This window comes from Streptomyces sp. NBC_00086 (assembly GCF_026343255.1).
Taxonomy (GTDB): domain Bacteria; phylum Actinomycetota; class Actinomycetes; order Streptomycetales; family Streptomycetaceae; genus Streptomyces.
Map to the genome: position 1 here is coordinate 3,979,417 of NZ_JAPELZ010000001.1, position 18,329 is coordinate 3,997,745.

18 protein-coding genes and 1 pseudogene are annotated in these 18,329 nt (G+C 73.1%); 6 read left to right on the plus strand and 13 right to left on the minus strand.

The window, feature by feature from the left end; genetic code table 11:
• Window positions 1–5 precede the first annotated feature (5 nt).
• Entirely contained in the window at window positions 6–998 is a 993-nt protein-coding gene (locus OG276_RS17775) for a helix-turn-helix domain-containing protein (protein ID WP_266906645.1), read from the plus strand.
• A 413-nt stretch (window positions 999–1,411) separates the two neighbouring features.
• Here the strand turns inward: OG276_RS17775 and OG276_RS17780 are convergent.
• From OG276_RS17780 to OG276_RS17795, 4 genes and pseudogenes are all read right to left on the minus strand, one after another.
• A pseudogene (locus OG276_RS17780) lies at window positions 1,412–2,701 on the minus strand (nitrate/nitrite transporter); the annotation flags it as partial.
• Window positions 2,698–3,357 carry a GntR family transcriptional regulator gene (locus tag OG276_RS17785; RefSeq protein ID WP_266906649.1) on the minus strand — a complete coding sequence of 220 codons (660 nt, stop codon included), beginning with the start codon at window positions 3,355–3,357 and terminating at the stop codon, window positions 2,698–2,700. The gene OG276_RS17785 and the pseudogene OG276_RS17780, both read right to left, overlap by 4 nt.
• Window positions 3,358–3,440: 83 nt before the next feature.
• Window positions 3,441–3,776, minus strand: a complete 336-nt coding sequence (locus tag OG276_RS17790) for a protease inhibitor I42 family protein (protein WP_266906651.1) — start codon at window positions 3,774–3,776, stop codon at window positions 3,441–3,443.
• Window positions 3,777–3,806: 30 nt separating this feature from the next.
• Entirely contained in the window at window positions 3,807–5,723 is a 1,917-nt protein-coding gene (locus OG276_RS17795; protein ID WP_266906653.1) for a C1 family peptidase, read from the minus strand.
• A 265-nt stretch (window positions 5,724–5,988) separates the two neighbouring features.
• Between OG276_RS17795 and OG276_RS17800 the strand changes: the two genes are divergently transcribed.
• The gene (locus tag OG276_RS17800; protein ID WP_266906655.1) at window positions 5,989–7,512 is read left to right on the plus strand and encodes an MFS transporter; all 1,524 of its coding nucleotides are present in this window, start codon (window positions 5,989–5,991) and stop codon (window positions 7,510–7,512) included.
• Window positions 7,513–7,569: 57 nt separating this feature from the next.
• Here the strand turns inward: OG276_RS17800 and OG276_RS17805 are convergent, their stop codons facing one another.
• The 6 genes from OG276_RS17805 to OG276_RS17830 all read right to left on the minus strand — a co-directional run bounded on the left by OG276_RS17805 (window position 7,570) and on the right by OG276_RS17830 (window position 11,853).
• Window positions 7,570–8,400 carry a hypothetical protein gene (locus OG276_RS17805; RefSeq protein ID WP_323182342.1) on the minus strand — a complete coding sequence of 277 codons (831 nt, stop codon included), beginning with the start codon at window positions 8,398–8,400 and terminating at the stop codon, window positions 7,570–7,572.
• Window positions 8,401–8,469: 69 nt separating this feature from the next.
• Window positions 8,470–9,102, minus strand: coding sequence for a hypothetical protein (locus tag OG276_RS17810; RefSeq protein ID WP_266906657.1), 633 nt, complete (start codon window positions 9,100–9,102; stop codon window positions 8,470–8,472).
• Between the two features lie 131 nt (window positions 9,103–9,233).
• Complete coding sequence (locus tag OG276_RS17815) at window positions 9,234–10,112, minus strand: hypothetical protein (RefSeq protein WP_266906659.1); 879 nt, start codon at window positions 10,110–10,112, stop codon at window positions 9,234–9,236.
• A 210-nt stretch (window positions 10,113–10,322) separates the two neighbouring features.
• Window positions 10,323–10,808, minus strand: a complete 486-nt coding sequence (locus OG276_RS17820) for a GNAT family N-acetyltransferase (RefSeq protein ID WP_266906661.1) — start codon at window positions 10,806–10,808, stop codon at window positions 10,323–10,325.
• Window positions 10,805–10,984, minus strand: a complete 180-nt coding sequence (locus OG276_RS17825) for a DUF397 domain-containing protein (protein WP_266906663.1) — start codon at window positions 10,982–10,984, stop codon at window positions 10,805–10,807. Before OG276_RS17825 ends, OG276_RS17820 begins: the two co-directional genes overlap by 4 nt.
• On the minus strand, window positions 10,981–11,853 hold the full coding sequence (locus OG276_RS17830) for a helix-turn-helix transcriptional regulator (RefSeq protein ID WP_266906665.1): 873 nt from the start codon (window positions 11,851–11,853) through the stop codon (window positions 10,981–10,983). The genes OG276_RS17825 and OG276_RS17830 overlap by 4 nt, the downstream gene beginning before the upstream one ends.
• Before the next feature lie 222 nt (window positions 11,854–12,075).
• Between OG276_RS17830 and OG276_RS17835 the strand changes: the two genes are divergently transcribed.
• From OG276_RS17835 to OG276_RS17845, 3 genes are read left to right on the plus strand one after another with little or no spacing between them, the layout of a single operon-like run.
• On the plus strand, window positions 12,076–12,468 hold the full coding sequence (locus OG276_RS17835; RefSeq protein WP_266906667.1) for an ATP-binding protein: 393 nt from the start codon (window positions 12,076–12,078) through the stop codon (window positions 12,466–12,468).
• Window positions 12,469–12,510: 42 nt separating this feature from the next.
• Window positions 12,511–13,740: a DUF1266 domain-containing protein gene (locus tag OG276_RS17840; RefSeq protein ID WP_266906669.1), complete on the plus strand. Its 1,230-nt coding sequence runs from the start codon at window positions 12,511–12,513 to the stop codon at window positions 13,738–13,740.
• Window positions 13,737–14,309: a GNAT family N-acetyltransferase gene (locus tag OG276_RS17845; protein WP_266906671.1), complete on the plus strand. Its 573-nt coding sequence runs from the start codon at window positions 13,737–13,739 to the stop codon at window positions 14,307–14,309. Before OG276_RS17840 ends, OG276_RS17845 begins: the two co-directional genes overlap by 4 nt.
• A 19-nt stretch (window positions 14,310–14,328) precedes the next feature.
• Here the strand turns inward: OG276_RS17845 and OG276_RS17850 are convergent, their stop codons facing one another.
• Window positions 14,329–15,573 carry a DUF418 domain-containing protein gene (locus OG276_RS17850; RefSeq protein ID WP_266906673.1) on the minus strand — a complete coding sequence of 415 codons (1,245 nt, stop codon included), beginning with the start codon at window positions 15,571–15,573 and terminating at the stop codon, window positions 14,329–14,331.
• Window positions 15,574–15,609: 36 nt separating this feature from the next.
• Window positions 15,610–16,554 (minus strand): DMT family transporter, encoded by a 945-nt coding sequence (locus OG276_RS17855; RefSeq protein WP_266906675.1) that lies wholly within the window; start codon window positions 16,552–16,554, stop codon window positions 15,610–15,612.
• Between the two features lie 126 nt (window positions 16,555–16,680).
• Here OG276_RS17855 and OG276_RS17860 point away from each other — a divergent pair, with 126 nt between their 5' ends.
• Window positions 16,681–17,637: a LysR family transcriptional regulator gene (locus OG276_RS17860; protein ID WP_266906677.1), complete on the plus strand. Its 957-nt coding sequence runs from the start codon at window positions 16,681–16,683 to the stop codon at window positions 17,635–17,637.
• Window positions 17,638–17,648: 11 nt separating this feature from the next.
• On the opposite strand, the gene OG276_RS17865 is transcribed toward OG276_RS17860, so the two are convergent.
• Window positions 17,649–18,308, minus strand: a complete 660-nt coding sequence (locus OG276_RS17865; protein ID WP_266906679.1) for an FMN-dependent NADH-azoreductase — start codon at window positions 18,306–18,308, stop codon at window positions 17,649–17,651.
• Between the last annotated feature and the right edge of the window lie 21 nt (window positions 18,309–18,329).

Here is an 18,329-nt window from a genome sequence, read left to right on the forward strand (position 1 = left end):
GGTCGATGATGTCGTCCGCTGCCGTGCCGGCGGCGGACCGGTTCGATTGGTTCGCCGACGTGGTGGCGCAGGAGTTGGTGTCCACGTCGATCAAGAGTGAGCACGCCCAGGACTTCCGGGCGGAGGCCGCCGTGCTGGACCTGGGCTCCGTCCAGGTGAAGCAGCTCGGCTACGCCCCCCTGCACTCCCGGCGCACGGCGGCGCACGTGCGCAGCAGCGATCCCGAGCAGTACCAGCTGGGGCTGGTGACCCGTGGGACCACGTGGGTCGCGCAGAACCGGCACGACTCGGGGCCCTTCTCGGGGGACCTGGTGCTGTGGGACACCTCCCGCCCCTTCGAGTCGGGCGTCCTCGGCACCCAGCCGCTCCACGTCGTGATTCTCTCGCTGCCCCGCACGGCGCTCCCCCTGCGGTCGGACCGGGTGGAGCGGCTGCTCGCCGAGCGGATCCCCGCCGACCGGGGGATGGGGGCGATCCTCGCGCAGTACATGCGCTCCCTGGCCGCGCACGGGGAGGAGTGCGGGCCCGGCGAGCTGGAGCAGCTCGGGTCCATCGCCCTCGACCTGGCCGGGGCCTGCCTCGCCGGGCGGATCGGAGCCGAGGACGAACTGTCCGAGGAGAGCCAGACCCGGGCCCTGCTGGCACGGATCGACGCCTTCATCGGGCACAACCTCGGCGATCCGGAGCTGAGCCCGTCCGTGGTCGCCGCCCGGCACAGCCTCTCGCTGCGCCGGCTCCAGCTCCTCTTTCGGGAGCGCGGGGAGAGCGTCGCGGCCACGATCCGCCGGCGCCGCCTGGAGCGGTGCCACGCCGACCTCGCCGATGGCGCACAGCTCGCCGTCCCCGTCCACACCGTGGCCCTGCGCTGGGGGTTCACCAACGCCTCCGTGTTCAGCCGGCTGTTCCGCGACACGTACGGGGTCAGCCCCAGCGGGTTCCGCCACGCGGCGGCGCGGCAGGCCGCGGCGACCGGGGAGGATCCGGCGCGCGAGGAGTAGCGGGCCCCGGTCGCGGCCGGGGCCGCTGCGCGCATTGTCAACGACCCCTGCGCGCAGTGCACAACCGGCCGCGCGGGGCCCTCATAGGCTCGGCACGCGTTGGCCGGAACCCGGATCCGCGGAGCGGACGGACGGACGGGTGGGAGAGGACGGGGGTCTATCCCACTCGGGGCTCGTCCCGCTCGCGGTACGGGTGGCCTACGCGCACATCGGGCCGGCTCCGGACGTCATCGGGCCGGCTGCGGATCGGGGGGGCCGACGGGGGCGCCGGCCCCGGCCCCGGCGGCCGCCACGGCGGTGACGCCCGGGGCCGGGGCGGGCGGGGCGGCCGGTACGGGAACCTGGGCCTGGGCCTGGGCCTGGGCCGACGGGGCGGCCACGGCCGTCCCCGCCGCGACTCCCGCTCCTGTTCCCGCTCCCACCCGCTCGCGCTCGCGGGCCAGGGCGCGGCCGCGCAGGCGCAGGATCTGGGCGATGCCCAGGAGTTCCAGGACGAAGACCGACGAGAACGCGATGCGGTAGTTGTCCCCGGTGGCGTCGAGCAGCAGGCCCACCACCAGCAGGGTCGTCATCGAGGCGATGAAACCGCCCATGTTGGTGATTCCGGAGGCGGTGCCCTGACGTTCCGCCGGGTTGGCGGGCCGGGCGAAGTCGAAGCCGATCATCGACGCCGGCCCGCACGTGCCCAGCACCAGGCAGAGCGCGATCAGCAGCCACATCGGCGCGTGGTCCCCGGGGTAGGCCAGGACCGAGCCCCACAGGAGGGCCGTCAGGGCGACCGTGCCCAGGGCGAGCGGGATCCGGGAGGACTGCCTGCGGCCCACGACCTGGCCGTAGACCAAGCCGAGCGCCATGTTCGAGGCGACCACCAGGGTCAGCAGGCCGCCCGCGGTGGTCCGGGACAGCCCCTGGGCCTCGACGAGGAAGGGCATGCCCCACAGCAGCAGGAACACCATCGCCGGGAACTGCGTCGTGAAGTGCACCCACAGCCCGAGCTTGGTGCCCGGCTCCCGCCAGGAGTCGGCGATCTGGCGCCGTACGAATCCCCCCGCGCCGGAGGCTGCCGAGGGCGCGGGCTCGTGCCCTTCCGGGTGGTCGCGCAGGAACAGCACGAGCGGGACCAGGACCACCAGCCCCGCCACCGCACTGCCCGCGAACGCCGGCACCCAGCCGACCCCGTGCAGCACGGGAGCCAGCACCAGCGTGGAGATCAGGTTGCCCGCCATGCCGACCAGGCCGGCCAGCTGCGCCATCAGCGGGCCCCGGCGGGCCGGGAACCAGCGGGTGCCGAGCCGCAGCACGGAGATGAAGGTCATGGCGTCCCCGCAACCCAGCAGGGCGCGGGCCGCGAGGGCCATCCCGTAGGAGGGGGAGAGCGCGAAGCCGATCTGGCCGGCGGTGAAGAGCACGGCGCCGAGGGTGAGCACCTTCTTGGTGCCGAGCCGGTCCACCATCAGGCCGACGGGTATCTGCATGCCCGCGTAGACCAGGAGCTGGAGCAGGGAGAAGGTCGACAGCGCCGAGGCGTTCACGTGGAAGCGGTCGGCGGCCTCCAGCCCGGCGACTCCGAGGCTGGTGCGGAAGATGACCGCCACGAAGTAGACGGCGACGCCGATCGACCAGACGAGCACCGCCTTACGGCCGCCCGGCGGGTCCTTGAAGGCGGCAGGGGAGGCCATGGACTCGGAGCGCGCGGAGCTCATCGGGCGGACCCCCGCACCAGTTCGCCGACCCGGCTCACGTGGGCCCGTACCGCCGCGGCGGCCGTATCGGCGTCGCCCGCGCGCAGGGCGTCGAGGATCTCCCCGTGTTCGGCCAGCGTCCGCTCCACCCGCTCGGGGTGCGCGTGCAGCAGGGCCACGCCCATGCGGAGCTGGCGGTCGCGCAGTTGGTCGTAGAGGCGGCAGAGGATCTGGTTGCCGGCGCTGCGCACGATCTCCGCGTGGAAGGCCCGGTCGGCGGCCATCATCGCCGCGAGCTCGCCCGCGTCACCGAGCCGGCGCTGCTCCTCGACCAGTTCCGCGAGCCGTTCCAGCAGCCCGGCCGGGGCGGGCACGGCCTGGCGGACGGTGAACTCCTCGACCAGCAGCCGGGTTTCGATGACGTCGGCGATCTCCTGGGCGGAGACCGCGAGGACGAGGGCGCCCTTCTTCGGGTACAGCTTGAGCAGCCCCTCGGTCTCCAGCCGCAGCAGCGCCTCGCGGACCGGTGTGCGCGAGACCCCGACGGCGACCGCGAGCTCGCCCTCGGTCAGCAGCACCCCGCCCTCGTAGCGGCGGTCGAGCACGGCCTGCTTGACGTGTTGGTAGACGCGTTCGGCAGCGGTCACGGTGGTGGCGGCGGTATGAGCGGGTGGCATGCGCACAGCATAGATACAACAGAGGTGCAACCCGGGAGCCCGTCCACGATGTGGACCTTCACCCTGTGGACCGGCCTCGACCCTCACCGCACCATGACGTCCAGCACGAACTCGTCGTACGCGGCCTCGTCCGGATACGCCGGACGGACCTGCGCGAAGCGGATCCTGGCCCGGCCTGCCACCCGCCCCCGTACGAGGTACACCCGCTCCACCGTCGCCCCGGGCAGCGGCTCCGGGGGCTCCGGCGGATCCGGCGCCCCCGCGGCAGCGGCCGCAGTCTCCGGCGCCCCCTCCGCCACCGAGACCGCGTCCGCGTCCCCCGTCACCCGCCAGGTCCAGACGTAGCCGCGCGCACCGCGCCCGGTGAGCCGCAGCTCGTACTGCTCACCGGGCGCGAGCACCACCTCGCGCACCTCCACGCGGACTCCTCTCCTGTGGAGACGGACGGCCTACGCCGGGCCGATCACCGCCCCCTCGTGCCAGCCGGCGCCGTCGCGCCGGTAGTGCTGGAGCAGGCGGTCGGTGCGCAGGACGATCACCTCCAGGTTGAACCCGAAGCTGCCCTGGAGCATCCCGGTGACCGCCAGCACGTCGTGGCCGAAGACCGCGGAGCGCTGCCAGGCGCCGCCCCCGGCGTTGCCGCGCCACCAGTGCTCGATGCGCCCGCCCGCGCCCGTCACGCACAGCTCGTAGTTCCCGGCGGTGTCCTCGTCGGCCGCCCCGTGCTGCGCCTCGATCAGGCAGGGCGCGGAGGCGATGCCGGAGCCGAAGATCTCGCCGGGGCGCCAGACGAACCCGTTCGGGTCGTCGCGCCACCACAGCTGCATCCGGCCGTCGGTGCGGGTGGCGACCAGGTCGAGGTGGCGGGAGCGGGTCTGGACCAGGGCCGGGCCGAAGTGCGCGATGCCGGTGGCGAAGCGGCCGCCGTCGTTCCAGGTCCAGGGGGCGCCGTTGATCCGCCACCAGTGGTTGAGGCGGCCGTCGGCGGTGCGGACGACCACCTCGAAGTTGCCGGGCGTCCCGTAGTCGCTCTGGATGAAGGCCGGGGTCGAGCCGACCGCCGCGTCGCCGGGACCGAAGGCGCCGCCGTCGCGCCAGGCCGCGGCGAAGTGCTCGTAGTACCAGTGGCGGAGCCGGCCGCCGGTGGTCACGTGCAGCGACTCCATGTTCCGGTTGTACGTGGTCCCCGTGAAGGCGGGCTGGCCGGAGGCGTCGGAGCCGAAGCTCTGGGCACGGTTCCAGGCGAAGGGGGCCTCCCCCTCGCGCCACCAGTGGCTCAGGGAACCGCCGCCGGCTCCGGCGAGGGCCGCCAGTTCGAAGTTGCGGTGGGCGCGGCCGTTGCCGCTCTCGTAGACGTTGCCGGCGTGCAGGCGGCGCTTGCTCCAGGGGTCGATGTTGGTGTCCTGCAGCCCGCACTTCGCCCAGTCGTCGATCCGCGCCTCGCCGTACGCGATCCGGCCGTAGCCGCCCACGTGGTGGCCGGTCCCCCAGGAGTTCTTGAACAGCCAGCAGCCGGCCGCGTCGTCGTAGCCGGTGATCAGGACGCAGTGGCCGCCCGCCAGGCGGCCGCCGGTCTGGTGGTAGACGCCGGAGCCGAGGCCGAAGAAGTCCTCGTACACGTCGAAGCAGGCGGTCAGCGGGCCCACCGTGTCCAGCCAGACCTTCTGCTGCTCCACGTCGCCGAGCAGGACGTGGCCCCCGGTGATGCGGACGGTCCGGCCGGAGCGGTCCCAGCTCGGCGTGTACTCGGACCGCCAGGCCTCCCGGCGGTCGACGGGGGTACCGGGGGGCGGCGGCGAGTACGGCCAGCAACCCGGGTCCGCCAGCCCGCCGTTGGTCCGGATCCAGTCGAGGGCGGCCTCGGGGCTGCCCGTCTGCCCGCAGGTGGCCTTCATCCCGTCGTGCAGGTCCCCCTCGGACCGCTCGGCCCACACGTGGTGCTCGATGCGGGCCATCGACTCCACCAGACCGGCCGCCCCGAACGCCCAGCCGGCACTGCACGGGGCCTGGTCCTTCACCTTGGTGAGCCAGGGCCGGTCCCAGCGGCTGCGCCAGTCCACGGCGGAGGGGCGGGCGGCGGCGAGGGGGCGGCTTCCGGGGAGCAGCCCGTGCGCCGCCCTGCGCCGGGTGAGGTGCGGATTGCCGCTGACCCGGCCCACGAGGCTCCGCAGGTCCACCGGCGGCGCGGCCCCGGCGGGCGTCAGCTCCGCTGCCGCCGCCGTGCTCGCGCCCAGGCCCAGGGCGGGCCTCGGTACGGGATCCCCGTCGGCAAGGTGCTCGCTCACGGACCACCGCGCCCCGCGCGCCGCGAGCAGGGCCCGCAGTTCCCCCGCGGTCTGGACACGCCCCTCCGACTGCTCCGGCATTCCGGCCCCCCAACGCACCGTACGGATCCGAGCCCCGGGAGCGTCCACCTGCGCGGAGGGCGCGTCAAGGGGGTCCGTACGGTCGCGCGGCGGCACGCGGGGGCGCTGGCCGCTGGTGCCGTGACCGGGAGCCCGCTGCGGGGGCGGGTGTTCCCGGGGGCCGGAACGGTGTGATCCACATCGCATTCGGCCGTCCGGCCCGTTTGCGAGCACGATGATCGCGCAGACGGGACTGCTGGAACACCCCCGAGGAAAGGACCGGCCCATGGTGGCCCCCAATCCCCCGCAGGTGGCCGATCCCGAAGCGGTGAAGCGCCATCCCAGCCTCTTCCGTGCCATCAGGCAGCGCCGGAATCCCAGACTCCGCAGGACGGACATCACCGTCACGGACGAGGCGACGGTCAAGCGCGCCGTCAAGGCGGCCTCGCTCGGCAACGCCATGGAGTGGTTCGACTTCGGCATCTACTCCTACCTGGCCGTCACCCTCGGACACGTCTTCTTCCCGTCCGGGAACGAGACCACGCAGTTGCTGTCCTCGTTCGCCGCCTTCGCCGTGGCCTTCCTGGTACGGCCGCTGGGCGGGATGTTCTTCGGCCCGATGGGCGACCGTCTCGGCCGCAAGCGGATCCTGGCACTCACCATGATCATGATGGCGGTGGGCACGTTCGCGATCGGGCTCATCCCCTCGTACGACGCGATCGGCCTGTGGGCCCCCGCCCTGCTGATCCTCTTCCGCATGGTCCAGGGCTTCTCGACGGGCGGTGAGTACGGCGGCGCGTCCACCTTCATCGCCGAGTACGCGCCCGACAAGCGCCGCGGCTTCTTCGGCAGCTTCCTGGAGTTCGGCACCCTGGCCGGGTACGTCGGCGCGGCCGGCCTCGTCACCGCGCTGTACGCCGTGCTCGACGACGGCCAGATGGAGGCCTGGGGCTGGCGCGTCCCCTTCCTCGTCGCCGGGCCGCTGGGCCTGGTCGGTCTCTACCTGCGCATGCGCCTGGACGAGACCCCCGCCTTCCAGAAGCTGGAGGGCGGCAAGGCGCTCGCCACGGAGGCCACGGCCGGCGCGGCCGGCGCGGCCGCCACGGAAGCCGCGGAGACCACCACCAAGGGCGACCTCGCGAGGATCTTCCGCGACCACTGGCCGACGCTGGTCCTGTGCGTCTGCCTGGTCGGCGCCTACAACATCAACGTCTACCTGGTGCTGTCGTACCTGCCGACCTATCTGTCCGACGAGCTGGGCTACAGCGAGACGCACGGCCTGCTCGTCCTGCTCGGCATGATGGTCTTCCTGATGCTGGTGATCAGCCGGGTCGGCAAGCTCTCCGACCGCTTCGGCCGCAAGCCGGTGCTGATGACGGGCATGGCGGGGTTCTTCCTTCTCTCCCTGCCCGCGTTCCTCCTGATCCGCCAGGGCAGCGTCCTCGCGGTCGGGCTGGGCATGCTCGCGCTCGGGCTGTCGCTCGTCTGCCTGCTCGCGACGATGTCCGCCGCCCTGCCCGCCCTGTTCCCGACGCAGGTCCGGTACGGCTCCCTGTCGGTCGGCTACAACCTGTCGACCTCGCTCTTCGGCGGGACGACCCCGCTGGTGGTCACCGCACTGATCAGCTGGAGCGGCTCGAACCTGATGCCCGCCTACTACTCGATGGGGGCGGCGCTGGTCGGCATCGTCTCCGTGGCCTGCATGAAGGAGACCGCGCGCCAACCGCTCGACGGCTCCCCTCCCTCCGTCGAGACGCAGGAAGAGGCCGCGGAGCTGTGCGCGGCCCAGTCCCCGGACCCGAAGTTCTGAGCCGCCCGCGGCTCGGAAGGTGCCGGCGTCGGTCTTCGGCGCTGGTTCAGGTGGTGGTCACCCGGGCCGAGCGGGGCTGAGCGCGCAGGGCGGGGAGCCGGGCGCTGTCCTCCGCTTCGGCCAGGCCCTCGCCCAGGGCCAGCAGGGAGAGGAGCCGCACCGGCCGGCCGGCCGGCCGGCCGCGGCGGCGGCTTCCAGTTTGTGGTGGCCGTCGAGGAGGAAGTGGGTCAGGCCCCAGTGCGCGCAATAGTCGTCTCCGGAGTCGACGGCGGGCTGGCACACGTCCAGCGTGGAGACCGCCACGGCCGTGGGGACGGTTCCCCGCTCCATGAGCGCGACGTACTCCTCGACGCGAGCCCTCTCGTTCCACCTCGGAGGGACCATCGGCACGACGAACTCGTAGAGGTGGGCGTCCGCGTCGACGGCGGTCTCGAAGGTCCGGTAGTACGGAGTGTGCGGGTACTCCGGGAGACCCCAGAACGGATCGACCCCCCACGTCGTGAGCTGTTCGCCGCTGAAGTAGTCGCCTTCCTTGCCGGGGATGACCAGCCGGGGTTCCACGCTAAGGAGCAGCGGAAGGTACTCGCCCTCCGGCAGCAGCGCACCGAACGCCTCGATCACGCCGCCGTCGTCCGGATCGTCCAGTGCACCCGTGAGCCGCTCCTGCACGCTCTCCAGGGACAACGTCTGGTTCGCGCCCTCCAGCCTGCGGAACAGGAACTGGCACGTCCCGCAGAAGAAGCTCAGCTCGAAGGCGGGCTCGTCGTCGAGCATCAGCAAACGGCGCCCGGACCCGCCACCGAGCTTCTGCGTTTCCGTACCGAAGGTCAGCCGCGCCTCGGGGGCGGGGAGGCCGAGGCTGCGCGGGTTGCCCGTTTTGATCACCATGAAACGACCGTACGGGACGCTCCCGGTCGCCTCCACCGACTGATGCGCGCGTACCCGGCCGGGCGGGCTTCACAGCCGCTGTCCGGGCCCGATGACCGTGAGTCCCACCTGTTCGGCGATCCAATGCGCGTACGGCTCGTTCGTTTGGCGGCCGCCGAAGACGGCGCTGCGGACGTGGACGAGGACGGTGTGGTCGTCAGCGGGCTCGCGGAGGTGACGCGTGTGGGTGTTGAGGAGGAGGGTCACCTCGGAGTGCTTGTGCTCACCGTGAAAGCCGAGTTCGGGCGCGTCCGGCCAGCACAGCGTCTCCCAGTTGATCTCGCCCGTGTTCGGGCCGATCGCCGCGGTGAAGGCGTCCTCGATGCTCCCGACCGGCAGGTCGAGCAGCGAGCACTCCACCGGCAGCCGTCCGTCGTACGAGGCGGAGCCGGCCGGCAGACCGGGCCCTTGGACTCCGACGACCAGCGCGGGGTACTCCTGCAGCGGCACCCCGTCGAACTCGCCGTGCTCCTCCTGCCCCTGGAACCACCCCTCGGGCAGCTCCTTCGCCATCCGCCGCACCTCGGCGACGGAGAGGAGCTCGGCGTACACGGAGACCTCGGAGTGCTCGCAGCGGCCGAACTCCATGAGGCGGCGCGCGGTGCTCAGGGCGAGTGCCGGGTCGGGGGTACGGAACACGGGATAGGCGATGTCGTTGGACATGCCGTGACTGTGTCACCGTGCGGCTTCGCAGGTCATCGCATTTACGGCACACGCCGCTCGCCCGCGAGCGCCCCGGCGGGGCGCTGCCGCTTCTGGGGCGGGCAGCGCCGGGGCCGGGGGTGCGGCAGCCGCTACTGGACGGGGAGCGGGACCGGGAGCGGCGGGGCCGGGACCGGCAGCGGGGGGAGGCCCGGGAGGCCGAGGCCGGTGAGCAGGGCGACCAGGGCTGCGACCAGGTCGGTCACCACGTCCGTGGCCTTGGCCTTGGCGTCGGTGGAGCAGCCGCAGGGGCCGGCGGCCTTGGTGAGGCCGTCGACCGAGCCCTTGAGCTTGTCGATGGCGCCCGTGACCACGTCGAGCGGGCCTGCGGCGGGCTTGGCCTTGTGGGCGGAGACGGGGAGCGCCACGGGGACCGCGGGCGCCGCCACCGGGAGCTTCGGCGCCTCGACCGGGAGGGCCGGGGCCGCCACCGGGAGGGCCGGGGCCGCCACCGGGAGCTTCGGAGCCTCCACCGGGAGCTTCGGGGCGTCCACGGGCAGCTTCGGCGCCTCGACCGGGAGCTTCGGGGCCTCGATCGGCAGCTTCGGCGCCTCGACCGGGAGCTTCGGCGGGTCCACCGGGAGGGCCGGGGCGTCCACGGGCGGGAGCGGGACCGGGAGGGCCGGGGCGGCGGGCAGGCTCTTCTTCAGGTCCTCGAGCGCGGCGGCGATCTTCTCCTTGAAGGCGGCCAGGTCCGCCTCCGGGATCTTGCCGTCGGGGGACTTCAGGACGGCCGCCAGCAGATCGGTGATGGGTTTGAGCAGCCCGCCGACCCCGCCCAGGGACTGCACCTGCGCGAGCAGGGCCTCCGTACCGGGGATGGCCTTCCCGGCCGGCGCGGCCGCCACGAAAGCGGTGGCGGCCTGCGGCTTCGCGGACGACTCCGCCGCCGCCGACGCCAGACCGGGGGACGCGGTCAGCAGGCTCAGGCAGAGGGCGGCGGGGACGGTGTAACGCGTGATGCGGTGCAACGGATCTCTCCTGTCGAGGGCCCCGGCGCGGGACGTGCCGGGGCGTGCCGTGAAGTGGGACGTGACATGGGACGTGTCCCAGCCCACTCACCGACACCCCGTCAGCCCCCGCAACCCGAGCCCCCGCACCGCCCGTGCGGACACGCCGCGCAACCGGCCTACGTACGCCCTTGACCTGCGTCTACGCCGTCACCCTCGGGCGATGCCCCGTCAGGCGGGTCCCTCCCACCGGATCTCGCCGTCCTCGACCCGGTCCGTGGCGGCGAGCCCGACCCGCGCGGCGACGGCCGCGGACGCGGTGTGGTCGGGGTGAACGTGCGCGATGAGCCGGCGCACCCCGGCCTGCGCCCCGAGCCACTCGGCCATGGCCCGTGTCGCCTCGACCGCGATGCCGCGGCGCTGCCAGGGCGTGCCGATGACCCAGGCGATCTCGGCGACCTCCCCGGAGACGGTCGCCTGGACCGTGCCGGTCAGACAGTCCTCGGCGTCGAGCCGGACCACCCAGTTGCACCAGGTGACGGCGGGGTCCGGCGAACCGGCGACCAGTCGCGCGTAGCGCGTGCGCAGCTCCGGCGCGGTGAGGGGGGCTCCGCCGATGAACCCGTGCAGCTCCGGGTCGCCCAATACCGCGGCCATCTCATCCGCGTGCGCGACCTCCAGGGGCAGCAGGGTCAGCCGCCCGGTCCGGATGATCATCCCGCCTGCGTCGCGAACGCGGTCCACGCGGCACCACTCATCTCGATGACCGGCCCGTCGGTCTGCTTGCTGTCCCGCACGGCGACCGTGCCTGCGATGTTCGTGGCCACCTCGACGCAATCCGAGTCGTTGGTGATGTCGCTGTAGCTCGACTTCACGAAATTGAACTGCTTCATGCCTGGAAACCTTTACAGATGGCGTCGATCAGGTTCACGGAATCGTGAGGTGCGAGGCTCAGCCTTGAGAGTCGGTCGAACGCCCGGCGGAAGCGCTCGTTGGCTTCGGCTCCCTCGGCCCACACCGTAGCCGCGACACTTTCCGTGTAGCCCACGTCCAAGGCCCCCTGCTCGGCGAACGACAGGATGTTGAAGGCTCCCCCGACACCATGTGCCGCTCCCACACGGAACGGGAGCACTTGGATGTGGATGTTGGGCAGATGCGCCTTCTCCACCAAGTGGGCGAGCTGTCCGGCCATGACCGCCCGACCACCGATCTCCTGACGTAGAGCCGCCTCCCAAACGATGGCGTGAAACTCCAAGGGTCGTTCGCCCCAGAGCCGGTTCTGCCGACGGGTACGCGTGGTCACCATGACTTCGATCTCGTCGGGATGCGTCCAGGAATCGGAGCTGACGCCCAGCGCGCGAATGTAGTCCGAGGTCTGGAGGAGCCCCGGGACCAAGGCGAGCTGCCAGGTCCTGATGCGAGTGGCGACGTCCTCCATCGCCACGTACTCGGCGAAGCCTCCGACGGTCGGAACCTGCTGCCACCACCCCTTGGCCTTGCGCCGCTCCCGATCAAGCTTGGCCAGCGCCAGCAACCCCGCGACGGCCGACTCGTCCGTCTCCCCGTAGAGCTTGCACAGGGCGACGATGTCCGGGTCCCGGAACGGAACCCAGCCTCGCTCCATCTTGGCGACCTTGGCCGCCGTGGCACTCAGCACCTGCGCCGCTTGCGGCTGCGTCAGGCCCGCGGCGTCCCGCAGGCGCAGCAGTTCCCCGCCCAGCCGACGGGCCAGCACCGTGGATACCCGGTTGTCCGTGGGCACTTGCTCCACCTCCTCGTACCCGGGGCAGTCTTCCGCGCCCGGACCGAACCGCACAACTACTCCTTGGGGATAGATATCTCCGGAAGAGGTTGCACCCGACTGCGCGGTCACTCTACGGTCAGTAACGAACTACTCACCGCACAGAGTCAGTTGGCGGAAGCGCACCGGGCTGTCCACAAGACGGCACCGGCATGCCACCGCCCGTACCGGAGGTGCACGGCCATGAACGGACTCACGCGTCACGACGTACGGAACTACCCGCCCCGCCAGGACTCCGTACCCACCGCCCGCCGGCACACCGCATGGCTCGCCGTGGCGTGGGGGCGGCCCGAGCTCGCGGCGGACGCGGCGCTGCTGACCAGCGAGCTGACCACCAACGCGCTGCTGCACGGCTCCGTGTGGGACCGGTACTTCCGGGTCGAGATCAGCCTCACCGGAGCAGTGCTCCGCATCGAGGTCACCGATCCGAAAGGCGAGCGCCGCCCCGAACCGCGAGCGGCGGTCGGCGACCACGACCAGTTCGGGCGGGGGCTGCACATCGTCAAGGCCCTCGCGGCGCACTGGGGGTGCACGGACCGGATCGTCGGCAAGACGGTGTGGGCGGAGCTGAGCTGACCCAGGGCGGAGGGCAGGAGTCCCCCCGTTAGGGTGATCCACATGGATGGGTGGACGGCGCCGAGCTCCATCGAGCGCGAGCTGTACGAGGCCAAGGCGCGCGGGGACTGGGCGGGATACATGGACGCCCTCGCCCGCAGCGAGCTGTTCCTGCCGCAATCCCGGGCCCAGGTCGACGCCGAGCCCGCGACGGCCCGCTTCCACCCCACCCCGGACCGGCGCTGCCTCGTCGTCCACACCCGCGGCATGCTGCCCGTCCCCGACCCGCACACCGTGTACCTGCCCAGGTCACTCGCCTGGTTCGCGAACGCCTGGGACTCCGCCGACCCGCCCCACCTCGCCGTGAACCCCGGCTCCCCCACCGAGGCCTACCTCACGACCACCCCCGCCGACCTCGCCCGCTGGCGCGCCCACTGGGACGCCGCGGCCCCGGTCTGGGGCCTCGCCCCCGGAGCCGTGCACTCCCTGCACGTCGGCGGCCCGCTGCACGGGCCGGTCGCGCACGGGCTCGCCGTCGGAGCCCATCTCGCCGTCACCAACGGTGAGTTCTGGAACGCCCTCGCCTACCACGGCGGCGGCTACGCCCGGGAACGCGAACGCCTCCGCCGGGACTGGGAGATCACCGATTCCGCGGGCTGGCACCAGGTCCTGCGCGGCCTGCTCTCCGCCGGAATGGTCAGCCCCGTCTGGGAGTTCGCGCTGCGCGTGCGCCGCCTCCTCGCCTCCGACTTCGCCGGCCCCGTCGACGCGGAGCACTGGCGGCACGCCGCGGCCACCGCCCTGCGCCGCAGCGCCGAGCGCGCGGCCGAACCGCAGCTCACCCCCGAGGGGGTCACCCCCGCCGCGCCCCGGCCCACCGCCGAGGTGGAGGGCGAGGTCGCGGGCGTACAGCGGCTGATCGGCCGGATCGCCCGCTACGAGCAGCGCTTCCGCGCCGACGGGCTGCTCCCCGAGGACGGCTGGGTCCGCTCCGTCGAGGGCTGGGACCACGGCCGGGCCTCCCAGCTGGCCCGCTGGGGCCTCGGCGCCCGCTACGGCACCCTCGCCGAGGCCGAACGCGGCGTACTGGCCGCCGGGGCCGCGGCGCGCGGGGCCTACCGCTCGTGGGAGGAGTTCTCCGCGGGGTACGCGCTGGCGCGGTGCCTGCACTTCGACGAGGAGGAGTTCGGCGAGTGGTACGCGGGCTCCCTGGCCACCCACCTCACCCTGACCACCGACCCGGCGAGCCCCTGGCGCAACATCCCCTGGCGGGCACCCGAAGGAGCCGCATGACGCAGCAGGAAACCCTCACGACGGAGCGCATGGACGGCCCGGCCGCGCTGCGGGCGGCGGACGCGTTCAGGCTGGTCTACGCCGAAGCGTTCGCGGAGCCTCCGCACAACGAGACCGAGGAGGAAGTCGCCGACGCCTTCCTCCACTTCCCCGCACAGACCCGCAGGCCCGCCTTCCGCGCGGCCTTGGCCCGTACCCCTGACGGCGAGCCGGCCGGCGTGGCCTACGGCTGGACGCTCCAGCCCGACGCTGTGTGGTGGGACGAACTCACCAAGCCCGCGTCCGCCGCCATGCGGCGCGAGGACGGCCGCCGCACCTTCGGGCTCATCGAGCTCGCCGTGCGCGGGCCGTGGCGCGGACAGGGTGTCGCGCGGCGGCTGCACACGGCGCTGCTCGACGGCATCACGGCCGAGCGGGTGCTGCTGAAGGTCCACCAGGAGGCCGGGACGGCCTCGGCCGCCTACCGGTCGTGGGGGTACCGCAAGATCGGCGAGGCCCGGCCCCCGGGCGCGGACGCGGGCGCGGACACGGACCTCCGTGACGTGATGCTGCTCGACCTGCGGCGCTGAGGGCGACCGCCCCCCACGGTCAGGCTCCCCTGGCGGCCTGACCGTGGCGCTCACCGCGGCGCTCGCCGCGGCTCCGCGGGAGCCGGGCGAGGGTAACCGCTCGGAGCAGCCATTCCACCGGGCCGTACCGGTACCTGGCCATCAGGTGCTTGCTGAGGACGAGTTGGGCCCCGTACAGGACGAGCGCGCCGAGTTCGACGACGGCCGCGCCGAGGCGGTCGTACAGGGCGAGGCCGTAGGCGGTGAAGACGAGGGCCATGACGAGGGACTGGCTCAGGTAGTTCGTCAGGGCCATCCGGCCGGCGGGAGCCAGGAGTACCGCCGCGCGACCGCCCCGGACCGTCTTCATGAAGAGGAGCATCCCGCAGACGTACGCGGCGGTGAGCGCGGGGGCCGTGACCATCCCCACGACCGAACCGAGCAAGCTCCACCGGGGACCGAGCACGCCGCCGGCGGCCAGGGCCATGAAGATGCTGCCGGGCAGGCCCAGGGCGAGGCCGAGCAAGCAGATGCGGCGCATCCGGGCCGCGTACCGTCCCGTGTCGGCGAGGAGACGGCGCTTGCCGCAGTACAGGCCGGTCAGGAAGGCGGCCAGGACGAAGCCGCCCATCAGCAGCACGCCCAGGAACGCGTCGGGCAGCTGGCCGATGTTGGCCCGCACGACGGACGCCGGGTCGCCGCGGTACTCGGCAACCAGCGCCGCGAACTCCGGCGGAAGTGCGCCCAGTTCGGTCGCCTCGGCGTCCGACATGAACAAGGAGCCCAGGCCCAGGAAGAGCAGGAAGCCGCTCGCGCAGCCGTACACGACCCGGGCCGCGCGCAGGGCCGCCCCGGGCGAGCAGTTCCGTGCGGCGATCAGGACCAGGCCGAGCAGCGCGTAGGTCATGAGGATGTCGCCGGTGTACAGCAGTACGGCGTGCAGGAAGCCCAGGACGAACAGGCCCAGCGAGCGGCGCAGCATCCGGGGGACGGCGCTCGCGCCGTCGCGTGCGGCGGAGTCCTGCTGGAGGGTGAAGCTGTAGCCGAAGAGGAACGAGAACATCAGGTAGAACTTGCCGACCACCAGGGCCTGCACGACGCCCTCGACGGTCCGGTCGAGCATCGCCGCGTCCGGGTCGACGGTGCCGCCCGGGGCGTACGGGCTCGCCATCATCAGCGCGTTGACCAGCAGGATCCCCAGGAGCGCGAAGCCGCGCAGGGCGTCGACCTCCGGTATCCGCGTGGGCCGGTCGGTTCGTTCGTGCGCAGCAGCCGTTGCGGGCACCGCTTCCCCCCAGGTGGTCGTGCGTGTGTCGCGCCCCTACCGCGGATGCCCGCCGGTGGCCGCGGCCGGGGCGGTTCGGTCGTCCGGCCGGGGCTTGGAGCGCTTTCCTTCCGTGACGACCGTAGCCCGGCGGCGGGTCAGGGCCACGCCCAGGAGGACGACGGCCATGCCTGCGATCACGCGCGGGCCGGGCTCCTCGCCGAGCACGAGCGCGCCCAGCAGGACCGAGACCACGGGCAGGAGGTAGCCGACGGTCGCGGCGTTGGTCGCGCCCTCGTCGGCGATGATCCGGTAGGTGAGGTAGAAGGTGACGCCGGTGGCGAAGACGCCGAGGACCACGACGGCCGGCAGCGGCGCCGCCTGGAGCCTCACCGCGGTCAGACCGCCGAAGGGCAGGGCCAGCGTCGTGAGCCCGGTGGCCGCGAGGAGTTGGGTGGTGGCGAGCGAGAGGGTGGGCACGCCCTTGCCGACGAGGTGGCGGCCCATGTAGGTGAAGGCGAAGGCGTAGCTCGCTGCGGCGCCCAGGATGGCGAGCGCTCCCCAGCCCACCTGCCCCGACCGCTGCCACGGGGCGAAGATCAGCGCGGTCCCGGCGAGCCCGACCAGCAGACCGGCCACCCTGATCGCGCGGGGGCGGCGCTCGGCACGGGTGACGAGCCCGATCAGCAGCGACCACAGCGGGGTCGTCGCGTTCAGCACGCCCGCGAGCCCCGAGTCGACGCTCTGCTGGCCCACGCTGAAGAGGGCGAACGGAAGCGCGTTGCAGAAGAAGGCCGCCACCAGGACGTGGCCCCACACCACCCGGCCTGTGGGCAGCCGTTGGCGCGCGAACCGGCACGCCACCCCGAGGACGAGCGCGCCGAGCGCGCACCGGGCCAGGGTGACCTGGACCGGGGTCAGCCCCTCCAGGGCCAGGTCGATCCACAGGAACGTCGAGCCCCACAGGAGGGCGAGCACGCCGACGCGTCCGGCACTGATCACGGTTCTGCTCCTCGGGTGGCGGGTGGCGGGCCGCGGGATGGGGTCGCGGCTCCGTCCTCCCACGGTGTGGCACCCGATACGACAGGACAAGCAAATGGTTCTGCATCAACCGTTAACGTGTACTACATGCTCGATGTGCGAAGGATGCAGGTCCTGAGGGCGGTCGTCACCAGCGGATCGGTGACGGCCGCGGCGGCCCACCTGGGGTACACGCCCTCCGCGGTCAGCCAGCAGGTGGCGGCCCTGGAGCGGCAGGCCGGCATCCCCCTGCTCGAACGCGTCGGGCGGGGCGTCCGGCCGACGGCGGCGGGCCGGCTGCTCGCCGACCACGCCGCCGTCATCAGCCGCAACGTCGCCGAGGCGGAGACCGCCCTGGCCGACCTCAGGGCCGGCCGCACCGGGCGGCTCGCCGTCCGCTACTTCGCCACGGCGGGCGCGGCCCTGGTGGCCCCCGCCCTCGCCGGACTGCGCCGCGAACACCCGGACGTGCGGGTCGACTTGCGGATGACCGACCCCGAGGACCCGCTGCTGGAGGTGGAGCAGGGCCGCGCGGACCTCGCCCTGGTCATCGCGCCCCGGACGCGGCCGCGCGAGGACGTGGAGCTGATCCACCTGCTCGACGACGCGTACGACGCGGTGCTCCCGGCCGGGCACCGGCTCGCGTCCGAGGAGACGATCGCCCTCGTGGAGCTCTCGGACGAGCAGTGGGTCGGCAGCGAGCCGGCCGGCCCCTGCCTGGAGCCGGTCCTCGAAGCCTGCGCGGCGGCGGGCTTCAGCCCCGACTTCGTGGTGCAGAGCGAGGACTACCCGACGGCGCAGGGGTTCGTCGCGGCCGGGCTCGGCATCGGCCTGATGCCGCGCATGGGGCTGGGCCTCGGCCCGGGTCCCGGGGCCGGGGCCGGGGCGGGAACGGGCGCCGTGGCCCGCCATCCGGGGGTCGTCGTACGCCCGGTCCGCGATCCGCGCCCGACCAGGGCCGTCTACGCCGCGGTCCGCAAGGTCTCCATGGGCCGGCCGGCCGTACGCGCCCTGCTCGAAGCGCTCCGGCAGGGCTCGGCGCCCGCACAGGACCCCTCGGCCTGAGCCTCCCGGCCTCAGGCGGCCGAACCGACCCGCGCCGAGGCCGACTTGCCCTTCGACTCCGCGTCCGCGAGCGCCTGCGCGTACGAGGCCTCCGCGAGGGGGATGAGCCCGGCCATCGCCGGGACGGACGCGGCCAGGGTCAGCTCGGGGACGATGAAGTCGACCTCGGCGCCGAACATCTCGGTCAGGACCCCGTCCAGGTAGTTCTGCACGAACTCCATGCCCTCGCGCGGGGTGCCCGGCGCGTACGAGCCGCCGCGGCTGGCGACGACGGTGACCGGCAGGCCCTTGAGGGGGGAGTCCGGACCCGCGTTGCGGCCCATCACGATGACCTGGTCCAGCCACGCCTTGAGGGTGGAGGGGATCGAGAAGTTGTACATCGGGGCGCCGATCAGCACGGCGTCCGCCCGCTCCAGCTCGGCGACCAGCTCCAGCCGCTCGGCGAAGGACGCGGCCTGCTCGGGGCTGTGGGCGGAGGGGTCGGTGAAGGCGGCGGACCAGGCGAGGCCGTCGAGGTGCGGGACGGGGTCGGCCGCCAGGTCGCGGTAGACGACCGTGCCGTCGGGGTGCTGCTCCTCCCAGGCCTTGCGGAAGGCGGCGGTCACCGCGCGCGAGGCGGAACCTGCGGCGGCGGACTTCAGGGACGAGTCGAGGTGCAGAAGGGTGGCCATGGGAACCTCCGAGGAGAGCGC